The sequence below is a fragment of the Flavobacterium hercynium genome, assembly GCF_002217285.1.
GTDB classification, from domain to species: Bacteria; Bacteroidota; Bacteroidia; order Flavobacteriales; family Flavobacteriaceae; genus Flavobacterium; species Flavobacterium hercynium.
This window is the reverse complement of sequence record NZ_MUGW01000026.1, coordinates 75,131-95,261: the sequence shown is the minus strand read 5'-3', so window position 1 is coordinate 95,261 and position 20,131 is coordinate 75,131. Positions and strand designations below refer to the sequence as shown.

At 36.5% G+C, this 20,131-nt stretch carries 3 protein-coding genes; all 3 read right to left on the bottom strand.

The annotated features are described in order from the left end of the window. Positions 1 to 188: 188 nt before the first annotated feature. From B0A66_RS13360 to B0A66_RS13350, 3 genes are read right to left on the bottom strand one after another with little or no spacing between them, the layout of a single operon-like run. On the bottom strand, positions 189 to 2,573 hold the full coding sequence (locus tag B0A66_RS13360) for an outer membrane beta-barrel family protein (protein ID WP_089050347.1): 2,385 nt from the start codon (positions 2,571 to 2,573) through the stop codon (positions 189 to 191). A 41-nt stretch (positions 2,574 to 2,614) separates the two neighbouring features. After that, complete coding sequence (locus B0A66_RS13355) at positions 2,615 to 8,179, bottom strand: non-ribosomal peptide synthetase (RefSeq protein ID WP_089050346.1); 5,565 nt, start codon at positions 8,177 to 8,179, stop codon at positions 2,615 to 2,617. Positions 8,180 to 8,192: 13 nt separating this feature from the next. Beyond that, the gene (locus tag B0A66_RS13350) at positions 8,193 to 20,129 is read right to left on the bottom strand and encodes a non-ribosomal peptide synthetase (protein ID WP_089050345.1); all 11,937 of its coding nucleotides are present in this window, start codon (positions 20,127 to 20,129) and stop codon (positions 8,193 to 8,195) included. Positions 20,130 to 20,131: the final 2 nt, after the last annotated feature.

Here is a 20,131-nt window from a genome sequence, read left to right as displayed (position 1 = left end):
TTTTGCCTTGCCGGATTTGTTAAACTGGGTTAAAACCCGGTCCTACAATATGAACCGTTCCTCCGGAACTTTTACGTTATCCTAACAGGTTTTCAAAACCTGTTAGGTATTCTTTATGCTGGCTACATTTTGAAATATAATCGGGTCCCTACGGATCTCTTTTGACCTGATCGATCCTTAAAGATCTTTTAATTACCTGTTCTTGCTCTTTCGTCTGTGTTACCAGTTTCTCTTCTGCTTACATTCAATTTTTTGTTTCCAAATTTGTAATTCAGAGACAATTGTATCAATCTTGTATCGGTATAATAATTGGAATCGCGGTAAACGCCACTTACGGTGGAGTTAAATCTCATATTGTCTGTTTTAAAAATATTGTTTCCTCTTAGTGTAATTCTCAAATCTTTATTGAGTAATAAATACTGAAGGGAAACAGAAGTTGAACTTGATAAGTCTAGTTTGTTTACGCCATACGTTCCGACCGGCATACATTCGAAATAGACATTGAACAATACGGTTTTGCTTTTGTTTAAAACAAAATCATTATTCGTAGAGAAGTTGACATAATAACCGTCTACTGCTTGTGCGGCTGGATCAGTACTTTCAGAAGTTAAATAGTTTAAATCGAACGTAGAATAACTATTCCACCAACTGAATTTGTCGAAAATATAGATTTCAGAAATTCCATATCGGTTGATGTTGAACAAGTTTCTGTTGGTCAAACGAACATTGTACGTATCTGAATCCGGAAAACCAATCTGATTGTAGGCATTATTCTCTCTAACGAAATAAGCTTTGCTTTCTAATTTTTTATATCCAAAACTGAATTCAATATTATCCACTGTAAAAGGTCTTAAGAAAGGATTTCCTTCTACGGTCAAGAAAGGATTGATGTAGGTAACGTTAGGATTTAATTCCGCGAAATTAGGTCTGACAATTCTTCTGCTGTAATTCAATCCTAAGGTTGTGTTTTCTTTTGGCGTATACACCATATTCAGCGTTGGGAACAATTTGGTATAATCGTTAGTGATCGCTTGTGCTAAATTGGCATTGAACGATTCTGTCTGTGTTGCTTCTAATCTAAGTCCGAACTGAACTTCGAAATTATCGGCAAACTTTTTACTTCCCGAAACATAGGCTGCCTGTATGTCTTCATCATACGATGAGTTATTGGTAATTTCCGGCATATTCGTTACTGGATCAGTAACCAATCCACTGTTAAAAGCGGACAAAATGTTTTCTGTTCTTAGAATCGTAACCTTTCCTCCAAAGCTCCAATTAATGGCTTTCGTTGGTAAGTCAAAATCAACTTTACCCGAAAAATTGCTCGTTTGCTGATCGTTAGAGTTTATTCCTCTAAAGTATTGCAGTGAATCCGGGTTATATTCTGCTATTGTTCCGTCATAAGGTCTTGTGTCTTTATTCGAATATTTAAAGTAATCCAGATTTACCGTTAGCTTCTTCCCAATGGTATCAAGCTTAAAGGCATTGAACAAGTTTACTGAATGGAAGTTTGGCTTTTGATCGATGTGTGTATCTGATAATACATTTTTTACAACAGCATTGGTATCATAAGCATTTACTACTGTATTTCCTGCTCTTAAACCATCAATGTGGTTGAAATTGGTAATGTACTGCACTCCAGAAGTCCATTTTGGAGTTATTACATATTCGATATTCACGATACCGTTTCCTCTTTTGTAATCTCTTTGAAAAACCTGATTAGAGTTCCACAATTCGTCCGGAAAGTGTATTACATCTCTGTATTTAAACGTTTCTCCTCCTTCTCTGTAATTCAATGAAGCGGTTAGACTTAAGGCGTCTTTGTTGTACATGAAATTACTCGTTACTGCTCCTTCTCCATCATAAGTTCTGCGCAAGTAACTTGTTCCTAAAGAAAGGCTGGTAAGGTCTTTTTTAGCTCTTTTTAATTTAATATTAATCAGTCCGCTATTACCCGCAGCATCGTATTTGGCTGGAGGTGTTGTTATAACTTCAATACTTTTGATGTTATCTGACGGAATTGATTTTAATAAATTCGCTAGTTCTTCTTGTCCCAGCTCCAGCATTTTATCGTCCAGCAAAACCCTTACGGTACTTCTGCCGACCATTGTAATATTATCGTTTCGTACCTGAAGTCCCGGTGTTACTCTTAAAGCATCCATGGCATCACCTCCGGCTGCACTAATGGTATTTTCTACATTAAAAACAAGTCTATCTATTTTTCGTTCTACAACTGGTTTCGCTTTAGTAATGACTACGTTTTCTAATACATTAGTCGTATTTACGGTTATACTTCCCGCATCATAATCTGAATTTACCGTTATTAAATTACTGTGTAAGATTTCCTTAAACTGACGGATTTCTAACTTATATGTACCTGCCTGATGTTCTATGCTAAAATCTCCTTTTTCATTGGTAAGGCTGTTTTTTAAAGGAATGTTTGCTTCTGAAAAAAGGGTTACTTCTGCAAATTCTATTGGGCTGTTATCAAGTGTAACTACTTTTCCTGAAATTTTTACTTGTGCTGATAAGGTGCTGCTGATAATAAATACAATAAATAATAAACGATTCATTTTTTGATTTTTTTTAATATTAATATTTCAATCTGAAGAAGCTATACTGTAAAATCTTCTGTTTCTTCTATTGAAACATCTTCATTTGTATTGGTGCTGTATGCTATGGTATTTTCGATAAAAAGGGCTAATTCTTCAAGGGTAATGTTGTTGAACAAATCGACAATCGACAGTTTGACATTGAATTGCTTGTGAATGACACTAATCAATTTGGTTGCATTAAGACTATGTCCTCCTAATTCAAAGAAACTGTCTGTTGCGCCTACTTTTTCAAGTCCCAGAACTTCCTGCCATATTGTTGCCAATTGCTGTTCGGTTTCGTTTCTTGGTTCGACGTATTCTTTTCGAATAACATTTTCTCCTGAAATGTCCGGCAATGCTTTTCTGTCTGTTTTTCCATTAGCAGTTAATGGCATATTTTCTAAAACAACATAGAACGATGGCACCATGTATTCCGGTAATTTACTTTGCAGATACGTTTTGATAGCTGTTTTGTCTATTTCTGTCTGAGCAGTGTAATAAGCGACTAAAACCTTTTGGTCATTTAGTTCCTTTACTTCTACTACGGCCTGTCCAATTTCTTCTGAAAACTGAAGAAGACTAGTTTCTATCTCGCCTAATTCAATTCTAAAACCTCTGATTTTGACCTGCTGATCGTTTCTGCCTAAAAACTCTATGTTTCCATCCGGCAACCAACGACCTAAATCGCCTGTGTTGTACATCTTCGTGCCTGAAACAAAAGGATTGTCGATAAACTTTTCTGCTGTTAGTTCCGGATTGTTCAGATAACCTCTTGCAACTCCTGCTCCCGCAACATACAGTTTACCTGAAACTCCTACGTTTACAGGTTGTAAATAACTGTCTAATAAATAGGCTTGCGAGTTTGCAATTGGCTTACCAATTGGAATTGTAGTATACGCTGATGGCTTAATTTCATACGTAGTAGAAAAAGTGGTGTTTTCTGTTGGACCATAACCGTTTACAATAGTGATCGCAGGATATTGATCATACAATTTTTGTACGTGAATTGGTGATACGATATCTCCACCTACTATCAATTGTGTTATCGTTTCAAACAATTCAATTTTGTTTTCTACAACCTGATTAAACCAGGAAGCTGTCATCCAAAGACTGTTTACTTTATTCTGCTTAATAACATTTGCCAGTTCTTCTAAATCTAATTGTGTTTCCTGACGTACCAATACTAATTTTGCTCCGTTCAGTAATGTTCCAAAGTATTCTACGGTTGTAGCATCAAACGAGATTGATCCTGTGCTCAGCAATACTTTTTCCTCGTTTAAAGGAAAGTAATCACAAGGTTTAACCAATCGCACTACATTGCCCTGCTCTACCATCACGCCTTTTGGATTTCCTGTTGTTCCGGAAGTATAAATCACATACGCCAAATCATTAGGCTGATTAATGTTCTCCGGATTCAATATGGTATATTCAGCTTTAACCTCATCAAATTGCTGAAGCGTACTGTCATCCACCACTATTTTGCAATTGGTATCTTTTTCTATAAAAGCGATTCTTTCTTCCGGATAAGCATTATCGATTGGTACATACGCTGCACCCGATTTTAAAATTCCTAGAATAGAAACAATCATTCTTTCGCTTCGGTCAAGCCTAATGCCAATTAAATCATCAGCTTCGATATCATAGTTCTTTCTCAAATAATGACCAAACTGATTCGCCCGCTCGTTAAGTTCCTGATACGTTAATTGCTTTTCTTCAAAAACAAGCGCAATAGCATTTGGTGTTTTTTGTACCTGTTCTTCAAATATGGATATGATCGTTTTATCCTGTGGATATTCCGCTTTTGTATCATTGAATTCGTATACAAGCGTATTGAACTGCTCTTGATTGATTACAGCTATATCGGCTATTTTTTGCTCTGGTGTTCTTGTAAACTGTTCTAACGCATACGCAAAAGAAGTTGTCATGGAATCGATAAATTCAGAACTAAACACAGCTGTTTTGTATTCTAATTCCAATTCTATCGTATCTCCTACTTCAAAGAAGGCAAATGACAGGTTAAACCTTGATATTTCTGAAGCCTGATTGGTATCCGGCAAAATTTCAAAAGGCAAATCATTTTGAGTTAAAAGCCCTGATCTGCTGTCCTGATTTTGCAATACGACCAATACATCAAAAAAGGATTTCTTATCAGCTACATTCAAATCATTTAAGATCAAATCGTATGGATAGATTTGATATTCTAAAGCTTTGTTTATACTTGCTTTTTCATGCGTAAGACAATCTGTAAAGCGCTGTTCACCGTTAATTTCCGTATAAATTGGCAATGTATTGATGAACAAGCCAATTGTCGATTCGAATTCTTTTTTTACACGCCCTGAAACAGGTGTTCCTATAACAAAATTCTCCTGTGCCAATTTGTATAAAAAGGTTCGTACAGATGCAATTAATACTGTAAACAATGTGGTACGGTTTGTCGTAGCCAAATCATTTAGTTTTTGTCGTAAAGTGGCATCAATTGTATAGTTTATTCTGGCTCCATTAGCAGATGTTGCATTGGTATTGCCTAATTGCAGCTTCGTGTTCGCGTTTTTAAATTTGTTTTGCCAATAGGCGCTGTAAGTCGCTTTTTTATCAGCGCTTAAGTTTTCTCTTAACCAAACCAAATAGTCAAAATAATCGCTTTTGTTCACTTCAGGACTGTAGTTTTGGCTGATCAATTGCTGATACAGCGTTACAAAGTCTTTTACAAATACTCCAATAGACCAGCCATCAAAGATGATGTGATGAAAAACAAAAATAAGTTTAACATCTTCCTGACCTGATTCGATAATAGCGGCTTTAAACAAAGGTCCGTTTTCGAGATCAAATTGAAAATTCTTGAATTCTGTTCGTTTCTCTTCTGCCAATGCTGCATTGGTTTCTGAATAATGAGAAAAGAGATTATCAATATTTAAATCGGCTGTTTCTTTTACTTTTTGCAGAATTAAACCGTTTTCGTCTAATGTGAAAAAAGATCGCAACGAAGCATGTTTGTTTACCAGTTCCAGCAACGTTTCTTTAAAAACGTCGATGTTTATCACTCCTTTTACGGTATAAGACAAGTCGATATTGTAATACGATTCTATTTGCGACTCAATCCACATTCTTTGTTGTGAATTAGAAGCTTCAAAAACAGTTAGACCTGCTTTCTCTTCTTCTTTGCCTGCAACAGCTTTAGTTGTGTTTTTCCCTGATTCTTCTTTTACTAATGCTATGATGTCGTTGATCTCGTAGCAATTGAATAAGTCATCAAAAACAATTTCGATATCGAATGTTTCATTGATTCTATTGATAAACTGAACGCCTACAATAGAATTTCCGCCCAATTCAAAGAAATCATCGGTTAGCTTTATATCCGTGTTTTGTAAAACTTCTTGTAGCATCGCTACAATTATTTCTTCTTCGCTTGCATTTTGTAACTGTGGTTTGCTTTCTTCTTGTACGGTTGTTGGTGTGCTTCCGCCAAATAACAACGGATTAACAATTTCATTCCAACAGGATATTTTTTCAAAAGGATATGTTGGTGCTGCTACTTTTTGGTAAACGGCATTTGCATAAAATTTCTTCCAGTCAAAGCCCAAACCATTGTTGTATAAAGTGCTCCACAACGAATTCCAGTTTTTATCGGAAAGGGTTTTCAATAAATCAATACCAGTAATATGATCTTGCTGTAAGGTGGCAACAATGTTCTCTAACAAGGAACTGTTCCCTACTAATACCAGCAAAGTGTTGTTTTCATTACAGCTTTTGGCTAGTCCTTTTAGTTTTTCAAAGTCTAATTCGGCATTTATTTCAAAACTTAAATCAGTTGGAACAACATTGTTTCCATCAATAATCGCTTTAGAAACTTTTGCTAGGCTTCCGTTGCAAATAAGCTGATTAATCTTGAATCCTTTTTCTGAAAGGTATTTAAACAATGTAGTTTGAAATGCCAGCGTTTGCAATACACTCGGGTTCAATCCATTGCCATTAATTTCTTTTTGTTGCTTTTCGAAAATAGTATTGAACTCTGTATTACTTAAGAAATGCTCCAAATTCAAAACCTCATCAGAAAGATATAATAAAGCAATTTTAGTAAAACGTGCTGTATGGCTTTGTTCTATAGTTTCTTTTTGTGCTAAAAGAGATTGTTTTAATTCTTCAATGGTATTTCCATGTACTGCCAAACGGTATTTATAATCTGCTCTCCCTGTGTTTAACGTGTAAGCAAGATTGTTAATTTCAGTATCTTCTGTAATGAAATTGTATATATTGTCAATGTATTGTTTTAATGCATTTTTACTTTTTGCCGCTATTTTAAACCAAGTATCGTTTGCATTTAAGGATAACTGCTCTTTTTCTGACACATATTCTTCTAAGATAACATGTGCATTGGTTCCGCTTAAACCAAACGAACTTACTCCGGCTCTTCTTGGTTTATCACTCAGCCATTTATTTCCTTTTTTCTCTAAAACAATATTGTCATTTTCTTCTATAAATTTATTGACAGCCGAAAAATTAGCTAAAGGAAAAAACTCTTTTTCTTTAAGTACCGCAACCGCTTTTATAAATCCAAATAAACCTGCCATATTATCCAAGTGACCGATATTAGGTTTTAAAGTCCCTAAACGAACGGCATATTCTTCCTCGGTAGACGAAAAAGCATCTTTTATTCCTTTGTATTCGATTGGATCTCCTAATTTGGTTCCTGTTCCGTGTGTTTCAATATAACCAACAGAAGTAACAGGAATATTAGCTTTTTCACAGGCATCCAAAATCACACTTTTTTGTGCAGCGGGACTTGGTGCTGTTATACTGCTCGATCTGTTTCCGTCGTTATTGATGGCTGAACCTTTTATTACAGTCAGAATGTTATCGTTATCGCGTACTGCGTGGTCTAATCGTTTTAAAACAATGGCAGCCACACCTTCTCCTCCTGCTGTTCCTGAAGCTTCGCTGTCGAAGGCACGGCAAATTCCGTCGCTCGACATAATAGCATTGCTCTCGAAACTACCGGCACCATTAAACATAAATAACAAATGCGAACCTGCTACAATTGCGGTATTTACTGCTCCGCTATTGATATACTGAACCGCTTCGTGAACCGCAACTAATGAAGACGAGCAAGCGGTATCGATATTAAAAACCGGACCTCTGATATTTAAAATATTGGCTACTCTGCCTCCGCCAATGGAAGATATACCACCTACAAAATCTAATTCGCTATTTTTAGACTGGTAAAGCAAATTGTAAACTCCTGCCTGAGCAGTAGTAAACAATCCTGCGTCCTGCAAAGAACTATCTTCTAAACTGTAACCGCTGTTTTCTAGAGCCTGACATACGCTTTCTAACAGCATTCTGTGTCCGGGATCTATTGCATTTGCTTCTCCTTTTGACAGGTTAAAAAACTCATGATCAAAGAAATCTACTCTGTCCAAATAACCATAAGGATGAAAGTCTCCTTTTTGCTGTATTTTAGAATGTAAGATTCTTTCGGCTGTGGGCTGAACCATGCGCACTTCCTCATTTCGCAATAAATCGATGAATTGTTGTAGTGTATTTATATCGACAGCTTTCAGGCTTAATCCAATTAATGCAATATCCATAGTGTTTATTGTTTTATATTTCAAAAAATCTCATTTCTTCTGTTTCTTCTTCGGGTGCTTTTTCTTCTGCACTTTTATTGATGAAAAGCGCTATCTCTTTTATCGAATTAAATTCAAACAAATCTGAAATCACCAAACGCTGTGGCCATAACAAGTCGATTTGCTTGTGTAATTTGATGATTTGAAAAGAGGTTCCTCCTAATTCGAAGAAATTATCTGTGATTCCTATTTTTTCTATTTTCAGAATGTCTTGCCAAACTGCAACCAGTTTCTTTTCTGTTTCATTGTCCGGTGCTTCGTACTCACGTCTTATCAAATCATTTTCTGCTATAGCCGGAAGTGCTTTCCTGTCTATTTTACCATTAGACGTTAATGGCAGTTCTTGCAGTGAAACATAAAAGCCCGGAATCATATAATCAGGTAATTTCTTTTGCAGAAAAGCTCTTAAATCTGCTTTGTCAATCTCTGAAGATGCGACCAAATAAGCGACCAATACTTTTTCCTGATGGTTTTCTTTTACGGCAACTACAATTTGCTGTATGGTGTCTGAATACAAAGCAATGGCGGTTTCGATATCACCAAGTTCCATTCGGTATCCTCTTAGTTTCACCTGACTGTCGTTTCTGCCCAGAAATTCAATTTCACCTTTGTCGTTCCATTTCCCCATATCGCCTGTTTCGTAGAGTAAACTGTTATCGCTAAAAGGATTTTTAATGAATTTTTCCTGTGTCAGTTCTTCTTTTTTGTAATAACCTTTTGCTAAACCGTCTCCTGCAATATACAGTGCCCCTGAAACGCCAATTGGCATTGGAGACAGGAATTCATTTAAAATATAAAGCTGTGTATTGTTGATTGGTTGACCAATGTTCGAAGCATCTTTAGCCTGCTCAATCTTTTTCATACTCGACCAGATCGTAGTTTCCGTTGGACCGTACATGTTCCAGACTTCTAAATTGTGAGCCACCAGTTTTTCTGCTAAAGCTTCGCTTAACAAATCTCCTCCGCATAATACTTTCAGGTCTTTGCTTCCGTTCCAGTCTGCATTGAACAACATTTGGTAGAAATTTGGCGTAGCCTGAATGATGCTTGGTTGTACTTCTTGTATTTTCTGAATTAGCAACAACGGATTGGCAATAACGTCCTGACTTGTCATATACAATGTCGAACCTGATAAAAACGGCATGAAAAACTCCAGAATTGAAATATCAAAAGAATACGTTGTTACTGAAAACAAAGTATCGTTTGCTTCTAATTTTAGTTTTTGCTGCATGCTGGTTAGAAAATTCACTAACGACTGATGCCCTATTTCTACTCCTTTTGGATTTCCGGTTGAACCGGAAGTAAAAATGATATAAGCGGTATCTTCCGGTGTAATTGTTACCGAAACGGCTCCATCGTATTGATAGATTCCTTCCATAATACTTTCAACCGCTACACGCTCAATTGTACTTGTGGTGGCTACCGTGTATTCTTTTTCATATATCAGAATTTTGGTTTGGCTGTTTTCAATAATGTAAGCCAGACGTTCTTCCGGAAAGGTTGGATCTAATGGAATGTATGATCTGCCTGACTTTAATATTCCTAACAGAAACACAACCATATCTGCCGATCTGCCTAATAAAACGGCTATTGGCGACTTATCTTCCTGACCATACGTTGCAATTAAGTATTCTGCTATCTGATTCGAAAGTATGTCCAGTTCTAAATACGAATATGCTTTTTGATCGTCTTTTAATGCCTCATGATCCGGTGTTCTCGTTACTTGCTCTTCAAACAAGGCAACAATTGTCTTTTCTTTTGGATACGTAACCGTTGTATCATTAAAATCGACTAATAATTGCTGTTTTTCGGCTTCAGTAAGATAATCGGCTTGTGCAAGTAACGTTTGCGGCTGCTCTATGAACTGCGTTAACAAGTTCTCAAAATGCGCAAACATTCTTTGAATCAAATATTCATCATAAATAGCAGTGTTGTACTCAATACCCAATTCTAAGCCTTCGATTTCTGTAAAGGTGAATGTAATATCAAACTGAGATACTTTTCTGGAGAAAGGATAGTCTTTTACTTCCAGATTCACCAAGTCTTCTGTGTTGATGCTGTTTAATTGCCCTTGATTCTGCAACACTACAAAAACATCAAATAAAGCAGATCGGCTGGTATCGCGCTTTAAGTTTAACTTGCCTACTAAAGCATCAAAAGGATAGTTCTGATGATCGTAAGCCTCAAGTAAGGTTTCTTTTTGAACGTTTAATAAATCTAAAAAGTTTCCTTTTTCTTTCAGACGTGTACGAACAGCAAGCGTGTTAAGGTACAATCCGATTTGGTTTTCTAAGTCCGGATGTTCTCTTCCCGACATTGGCGTTCCAACGATCATATCATCCATTCCCGTGTAACGGTGCAGTAATGCATTTACGCCTGACATTAAGGTCATGAATAAGGTTACGTCTTTTTCTTTTGAAAATGCTTTTACCTTTTCTAAAAACGCCACAGAGAATTGATGACTAACATAATCTCCCTGATACGTGCGCACCAAAGGACGTGTTCTAAAACTCGGTAAATCAAGCACCGGTAATTCTCCCGTAAATTGATTCAGCCAATATTGTTCTGATGCTTTGTGTTTTTCCTGCTGTAAATCAGCATTCATCCATACGGCGTAATCTTTGAACTGAATGTTTAATTTCGGTAAGTTCAGTTCTCTATTTTGTACTAATGCGTTGTAGGTTTTCACTACTTCTGAGATCAACACTTCGATCGACCAACCGTCTCCAATGATATGATGCAACGATAAGAAAAACACATATTCGTTTTCTTTTGCTTTTACTAAACTGGCATTTACCAATGGCGCCTGCTCTAAGTCAAAAGGGGTGTCCATTGTGGTGCGCAGGTACGCTGCGATAGCTGTTTCCGCATCTTTTGCGGTACTGCAATCTTTTTGGGTTACTGCAAAATGCGTTTCTTCCGCAGGAATTATATATTGTCTGATATCGCCTTCTTCATTGGTTCTGAAACGAGTTCTTAAAATTTCGTGTCTTCCAATTAAAATTTGAAATGATTCATTGAATTTTTCCGTATCAATACTTCCTTTCAATACTACCGCTGCCGGCATATTGTACGCTAACGAACCGCCTTCAAGCTGACTCAATATCCACAACCTGCTTTGAGAATCGGTTAAAGGATATGATGGCGCTTCTGTGGCTTTTGGTATCGCCAAATACGTGTTACTTTGCAATTGCGTACTTAAACCTGCAATTGTAGGGCTGTTAAAAAAAGCTGTAAACGATACCGTTTGTCCTAATTGCTTATGAATTCTGTTTATGATTTGGGCCAACAATAAACTGTGTCCTCCTAATTCAAAAAAGTTATCGTTTACTCCTATTTTTTCAACATTTAAAACTTCCTGCCAGATACCTGCGATGGTTTTTTCAGCCTCTGTTTTTGGCGCAACATATTCTATTCCCGATGAGATTCTTGATTCTTCAGGGTTAGGTAATGCTTTTCTGTCTACTTTGCCGTTTGGCGTTAAAGGCAAGGCATCTATTTGCACAAAATAAGACGGAATCATGTAATTAGGTAAGTAAATCTGCAGATATGCTATTAAATTTTCCCTGTTTAGTACCGTACCAGAAATTAGGTATGCTACCAATACTTTGTCTCCCAACGAATTAGTTCTCGCTAAAACCACACAAGAATCGATATCTTTGTTTTTGTGTAACGTACTTTCTATTTCGCCAAGCTCGATACGATAACCGCGTATTTTAACCTGATTGTCTTTTCTGCCCGCAAAATCGATATTTCCGTCTGCAAACCAGCGTCCTAAATCGCCTGTTCGGTAAAGTTTTTCATTAGCATTAAACGGATTGGGTACAAATTTCTCTGCTGTTAGCGCTTCGTTGTTGAAATAACCTCTGGCTAATCCGTCACCTCCAATATAGATTTCTCCGTATACGCCGGTAGGAACTAAATTGCCGTAAGTATCGACGATTTTTATTTTTGAATTACAAAATGGTTTCCCAATTGGCGTAAATCCGTTTAGCTCTTTCTTGTAATCATCATAATACGTAGAATCGATTGTCGCTTCAGTAACACCATAACTGTTGATGATCTTAATGCTTGAACCAAATTTATCTTTTAAGGTATTGTAATCCTGATTGTTGAAACTGTCTGAACCAAAAATTACTATTTTCAGGAAGCTGTGTTCTTTTTTTTCTGTATAGATGTAATCCATTAAAGGCAACAACAATCCCGGAGTTCCTTCTAAAATTGATATTTCCTGCTTTTGCATTAATTCAAACAGATGTTCCGGATTTAACTTCACATCGTTCGAACAAATAATCATTTTACCTCCGTTTAGAATCGAACGACAAACGTCTCCAACAAATACATCAAACGAAATACTCGCCAATTGTAACAGGTTTACGGTAATCTGATCTAATTCGTAATGTTTTTTCCAGTTTTCAGAAATACTTGCTACACTAAAATGTTCTACCATAACACCTTTAGGATTCCCTGTGGTTCCTGAGGTGTAGATGATATAGGCTAAATCATGTGGCTGATTTATTTTTTCAATATTCTCCTTAGCATAATTGTTCTGAATTTGAGTAAATGCTTTTACACTTGCATCGTCCAATACAACTTTGCTTTTGCTGTCCTGCTCGATATAAGCAATTCTTTCTGCGGGATAATTTAGATCTATCGGCACATAAGCAGCACCGGATTTTAGAATTCCAAGAATAGCAATCATCATCCACTCGCTTCTGTCCAGTTTTATTCCAACTAAATCATTAGGCTGAATGGCGTAGTTCTCTCTTAAATAATACGCTAATTGATTCGCTTGTTCATTGAGTTGGGTATACGTCAATTCAACATTTTCAAAAACCACTGCGGTATGATCGGGTGTTTGGCTTACTTGCTCTTCGAACAAATCAACAATCGTTTTGTCTTTTGGATAATCAAAAACGGTTTCATTAAAACCAAGTAACAATTGTTGTTTTTCTGCAGCCGTGATATAATCTACTTCTGCAATTAATGACTCCGGTTGCGCTACAAGTGTGTCTAATAGATTTTCAAAATGAATAAACATTCTTGCAATCAGATAATCATCATAAATATCAGTGTTGTACTCGATACTCAGCTCTAATCCTGCTGTTTCAATAAAGGTAAAACTAATGTCAAGTTGCGATGTTTTTCGTTCCAATGGATACCCTTCGACTTCTAAATTTAAAAGTCCTTCATTGTTTAAATTAGTTACTTGTGCCTGATTTTGCAATACAACCAAAACATCAAATAAGGCTGAACGACTGGTATCACGCTTTAAATTTAACTTGCCTACCAAAGCATCAAAAGGATAACTTTGATGATCGTAAGCATTTAACAACGTTTCTTTCTGACGGTTTACGACGTCTAAAAAGCTGTTTTTTTCTTCTAAATGTGTTCTTATAGCAAGTGTATTCAGATACAAACCCATTTGATTTTCTAAATCCGGGTGTTCTCTTCCTGCAATTGGTGTTCCTATAATAATATCGTCTGAACCTGTGTAGCGATGTAAAAGTGTGTTCACACCTGCCATTAAGGTCATAAATAAGGTTACATCATTTTGTTTGGAGAACAATTTTAGTTTTTCTAAAAAAGCTGTCGAAAACTCATGTGTCTGATAATCTCCGTTGTAGGTTTGCACCAAAGGGCGTGTTTTAAAACTTGGCAAGTCTAAAACAGGTAACTCTCCCTGAAACTGTGCTATCCAATACGCTTCTGATACCTGATATTTTTCCTGTTGTAAAGCATCTTTAAGCCAAACCGCATAATCTTTGTATTGAATGTTTAACTCGGGCAGATTTACAGCTAATCCTTGCGTTAAGGCATTGTAGATTTTAACCACTTCTGAAATCAACAATGCTGTCGACCAGCCATCGCCAATGATATGGTGCACACACAAGAAAAATACGGATTCTTCTTCTTCCGTTTTTATTAAGCTGGCATTTAATAATGGCGCTTTTTCTAAATGGAACGGCGTGTTGATGATTGCTTCTAAATAACTTGCAATCGTGCTTTTAACATCTGCCGATGCGCTGAAATCTTTCTCTGTTATCGCAAAATTGGTTTGCTCTGACGGAATAATGTATTGTCTGATTTCCCCCGCTTCATTGGTTTTGAAACTGGTTCTTAAAATTTCATGACGATCAATTAACTGTTTAAAAGATTCTTTGAACTTTTCTGCATCAAGTTTACCTTTTAAGGTAACCGCTGCGGGCATGTTGTAGGCCAATGAACCACCTTCAAGTTGACTCAAAATCCATAATCTGCTTTGAGAATCAGTTAGCAGGTACGACAATGCTTCAGGAGCTTTTGGAATTGCCTGATATGCATTATGCTGTAAACGCTGACTTAGCCCTTGTATAGTTGGGTCTTCGAAAAAAGTGGTAAATGATACTGTTTGACCAAGTTGTTTGTGGATTCGGTTAATCACCTGAGCCACTATCAAACTATGACCTCCTAATTCAAAAAAATCATCTGCAATACCAATTTTTTCTACACCCAACATTTCCTGCCATATTGCAACAAGACTTTCTTCCTGTTCCGTTCTTGGCGCTTTATATTCTTTCTTTACAATATCCTGTTCTGATATTTCCGGCAATGCTTTTCTGTCAATTTTTCCGTTTGGCGTCAATGGTAAGGCTTCCATAGTAAGATAAAAACCCGGAATCATATAGTCCGGCAATTTATCCTGTAAAAAGCTTCGCAGCTCTGATTTGTCAATCACAACATTCGATACCAGATATGCTACCAGCACTTTATCCTGATTGGCTCCTTTTACACTAACAACAACTTCTTTTATTACTTCTGAATACTGTAAAATAGCACTCTCGATATCACCTAATTCAATTCGGTACCCTCTTATTTTTACCTGATTGTCGTTTCTGCCTAAAAATTCAATTTCGCCTTTATCGTTCCACTTACCCACATCGCCTGTTTCATAAAACAAAGTGTTTTCTTCAAACGGATTGTTTATGAACTTTTCCTTTGTCAATAAAGCATTTCTATAATATCCTTTTGCTAATCCGTCACCTGCAATGTAAAGTGCTCCTGTAACACCAAGCGCTTTTGGACGTAACAATTCGTCTACAATATAAAACTGTGTATTATTGAGCGGTTTTCCAATGTTGGAAGCGTCTTTTGGAACCTCAACCTTTTTCATACTTGACCAAATGGTCGTTTCTGTCGGACCGTACATATTCCATACTTCCTGAGTAGTGTCTATTAGTTTTTTAGCTAATGCTTCACTTAATAAATCACCTCCACAAAGTACTTTTAAAGCTTTATTCCCTGTCCAGCCTGCATTAAACAACATTTGGTAAAAACTTGGCGTTGCCTGAATAATAGTTGGCTGTACAGCATCGATTTTTGCAATAAGCGCAATCGGATCTGATAATATGTCCTGACTGGCTACATATAAAGCTGCACCAGAGATTAAAGGCGTAAAAAATTCTAAAATCGAAATATCAAACGAATAGGTTGTTACTGAAAATAAAATGTCATTTACTGTAACGCCAGGCTGTTGCTGGATACTCGTTAAGAAGTTCACCAATGATTGATGCCCAATTTCGACTCCTTTTGGTTTTCCTGTTGAACCTGAAGTGTAAATAATATAAGCGGTATCTTGTGGAGAAACCACCGTTGGTACTGCATCCTGATACTCGCTAATGCCTGCTAAAATGTTTTCCAGCGACAATACTGCTACATCATCACTGACTTTTAATTTGTATTCTTTTTCAAATACAAGTGTTTTACTTTGACTGTTTTCTATAATATACGCTAATCGGTCTTCCGGAAAAGAAGGATCAAGCGGAATATACGATCTTCCTGATTTTAATATGCCCAGCAAAAGCGCCACCATATCAGCAGAACGTCCTAATAAAACGGCAATTGGTAATTTTTCTTCTGCTGTAAAAGTAGCCGCAAGATAACCTGCTATCTGATCGGAGATTTTATTAAGTTCTGAATACGAATAAGATTTTGTATCGTCTTTTAAAGCAACATTCTCAGGTGTTGTTTTTGCCTGCTCTCTAAATAAGTCTACAACGGTTTTATCGCTTGGATACGTTACTGTAGTTTCATTAAACTCACTTACTTTGGCATTAATTTCTTCTAAATCTGCACTGGAAAGTAAAGAAACTTCTTTTACATTTACTTCTTTGTTTCCAACACATTGACGTAACAGATTCAACAGAAAATGGTGGTATTTGTAAATTGTTTCTTTTGTAAACAAATCAGTATTGTATTCTAATTCGTAAGCCAGTTCAGCTTCAGTATCAATAAATCTAAAAAACATATCGAACTGAGCACCTGAAAAATTATTTAATTCAAAGTCTCTGAATTTCAAATTATTAGTATCTAAGCTATCCAGTTCTTCTAAAATATCAATGTTTAAATGGTTCTGAACCGTAAACACAATGTCAAACAAAGGCGAACGGCTAAAATCCTTTTGCAATTGAATTTTCTCTAAAAGCAATTCCAATGGATAATTCTGGTGTTTGTAAGCCGCCTTGAAATTATTCGAGATCACTTTCAAAAAGTCTCTAAACGAAGTGTTGGTATCAAACTTAGATCGGATCGCCAAAGTGTTCAGGTACAATCCGATTTGATTTTCTAACTGTGACTGGTTTCGGTTTGTAATTGGTAAGCCCAGCGTAATGTCTGACTCTCCTGATAATTTAGACAAGAACAGATTTAAAATTGTACCTAAAAACATCGCCAGTGTAATTCCCTCCTCTTTTACCAATTCTTTGATGGAAACCGCCAATACTTCCGGTATTTTTAAGGTAACAACATCTCCGTTATAGGTTTTTAAAGCGGGTCTGTTTTGTTGCAATTCTAAATTTAAGCCACGCGGACTTTCTTTAAACTGCGTTAACCAAAAGGATTCGCTTTCTGTAAAAACAGCTTCTTTCGATTTTTCGATTTGCCACGCTGAATAATCTTTGTACTGAATTTGTAAAGGCTTCCAATGTACTTCTAGATTCGCGCATAAAGTGATGTAAACATTAAAAAACTCTTTTTGAAATAATGTAACCGACCAGCCATCGCAAATCAAATGATGCAATGTAATATTGATAATGTGCTGGTTTTCTTTTAATTTGATTAAAGTTGCACGAATAAGATTAGGGCTTTCCAGATCAAACGGTGCTTCTGTTAGATTTAGAATATAATCGTTAAGAGCTTCATTTGTCAATCCTTCTTTTTCTACGTGCTGAATTTTATTTGCTACATCCTCAAAACGATGTGTTTTTTGTTTTAATTGATCGTCAGCAAAAACAAAAGATGTTCTAAGCGATTCATGTCGCTCCAAAACCATTTGATAGGCTTTATCCAGATTAGCATTGTCCAGCTTTCCATCAATTACGATAGAAACCCCAACATTCAGACTTGATGTGTTGTCGGACATTTTGGCCAGTAACCAAAGTCTTTTTTGAGCAAAAGACACATCGTAAAGGTCTTGTTGCTTTGCTTTTTTAATAACACCAATCTCTTCTACTTCTACCTCTTTTACAGGTACTTTTACATTGCTTTTTAATTCTTCTTCAATAAGTACTGCCATTTCAAGCGGTGTCCCGTTATCAAACAAATGATCGATATTAAGGTCTAAGGAGAAGTTTTTATTGATTTTATTAATAAGTTGCAATCCGTTTAGGGAATGTCCTCCTAAATCAAAGAAATCGTCGTTTTCCTGTATCTCTGTCTTTAGCGTTTCACTCCATAATTGTTGTAACTGTTCTATAATAGGAAGATCTTCTTGTGGCGCTGTACTTTCGATTTCTATTCCCGAAGTATTTCGGCTAAATGGATTGTCTGTCGTGCGTAACCAACATCTTTTTTCGTTAAAGCGGTACGATGGCAATTCTACTTTAGAAAAATTTTCATTTTCAAAATAGCCGTTTGCATCCACATCAAAATTAAGATGGAATAAGTTTTCCAGATTATGGCTCAACGGCAATAAATGACCAATCGCCTGATACTGCACTTTATCTGTCGCTAAGCTGTCGAAAATATTTCCTAATCTACCCTGATATCCTATTCCTATTATTTTTACGCCATCGGCATATTTACTGATTAGTTTTAGTGCACGTGCCTGCAGTTCTGCTTCTGTGGTTGGATCTTGTTCAATATTCCCTGCGATTTTCAGCGCTTCTTCTAATGAAATCTCTTTCTTTAATACCTGCAATACTATTTTTCCGATCCCAATACCAATCATTTCCTTAACAGAAACACCGGATTGTACCAAAGATTGATAACTGAAATACTGGACAAACAAAGATTTTTGAGCATTTGTAACTAAAGCATCTTTGTAACTTGAGTAACTAACTAAACTTTCCAGTATTTCATCTGTTATCTTTACGGCATCATCAAATAATATTAAATGTTCCTGAACCTTTTCGGCACTATTCAGGATCATTTCGATTGTGGTATTTTCTAAAATTTCCAGCAGGTGTTTTTTGTTTTCTGCTACTATGATATATCGGTACTGAAATAAAGCTCTGCGATTGTTTAACGTAAAGGCGATATCGTGCAGACTATCTGTTGTTGTATTTAAATAGCTTTTAAAAGCAGTCAGGTATTTACTTAAACTGGTTTCGCTTTTGGCGCTGAAACACAATGTATATTCAGGATGACTGTCTTCAAAAGCGGTAAACTTTCTGGTATCGTAGGATTCTAAAATAAAGTGCGCATTGGTTCCCATTAAACCAAATGAACTTACTCCTGCTCTTTTTTTAGTTGTTTTTTGTACGGCATCCCAACTCATTGGTTCTGTAACAACGGCAACCTTCGCTTTTTCAAAATCAATAAAAGAGCTTAAAGGAAGTGCGTTAATAGACGGATAAATAATATTGTTTTTGAACGAAAGCAATACTTTTATCACGCCAACAAGTCCTGCTGTTCCGTCGGTATGCCCGATATTTGATTTTACGGCAGAAACATATACTCGTTCGTCATTGTCAAGTGCAGGACTAAAAACCTGTGCTACACCTTCGACTTCTATAGGATCTCCCAGTTTGGTAGCAGTTCCGTGAGCTTCGATAAAGGTGATGTCGTTTGGTGTAAGATTGGCTTTTTGCAGCGCCATACGAATTACGTCTGCCTGAGCTTCACTGCTTGGCGCCATAATACTTGCAGACTGACCTCCATCCTGATTTAAAGCAAAACCTTTTATAACACCGTAGATAATATCTCCATCTGCTTCTGCCTGCTCCAGCGATTTAAGTAAAACACCAGTAGCAGCTTCTCCGGTCATGGTTCCATCTGCATTTTCAGAAAACGTATTGCATCTTTCACTTTTCGCTTCAACTCCCAATACTATTTTGGAATCGTTTTCTGCAGGAATAACATTTATGTTTACACCACATACGAGTGCTAAATCTGTTTCTCCAAGTATCAGGTCTTTACATGCCAGGCTTAACGCTGTCAAGGCAGAGGAACAAGTTGTATCAACGTTTATTGCTGCCCCGCGCAAATCAAAGAATCTCGAAATTCTGCTGGCAAGCATTGCATTGGTATTTCCTGCAATCAAAGTTGGTGTTGATTCTTTGGCGAGCAAATAATAGTTTGTTGGTGCATTTGCCGCGTACACGGATGTATTAGATCCTTTTAAATCTTTTAATCGGTATCCTGCATTTTCAAAAGTTTTATACGCTTCCTGTAAAATTAAGCGCTGATGTGGCGTCATTTCTTCTGCCTCACCCAATGAAATATTAAAAAAATTATAATCAAAAAGTGTAATCTCTTCTAAATATCCTGATTTGTAATAATTACTTTCATCTGAGATTGTTGTATTGAATAATCTGGTCTTTGATATTTCTTTAATAGAACATTTTTTACTCAATAAATTCTCCGAGAATTCATTTACAGAATCTGCATCAGGAAAAACACCCGAAAATCCAATAATTGCTATATCTTTCATTT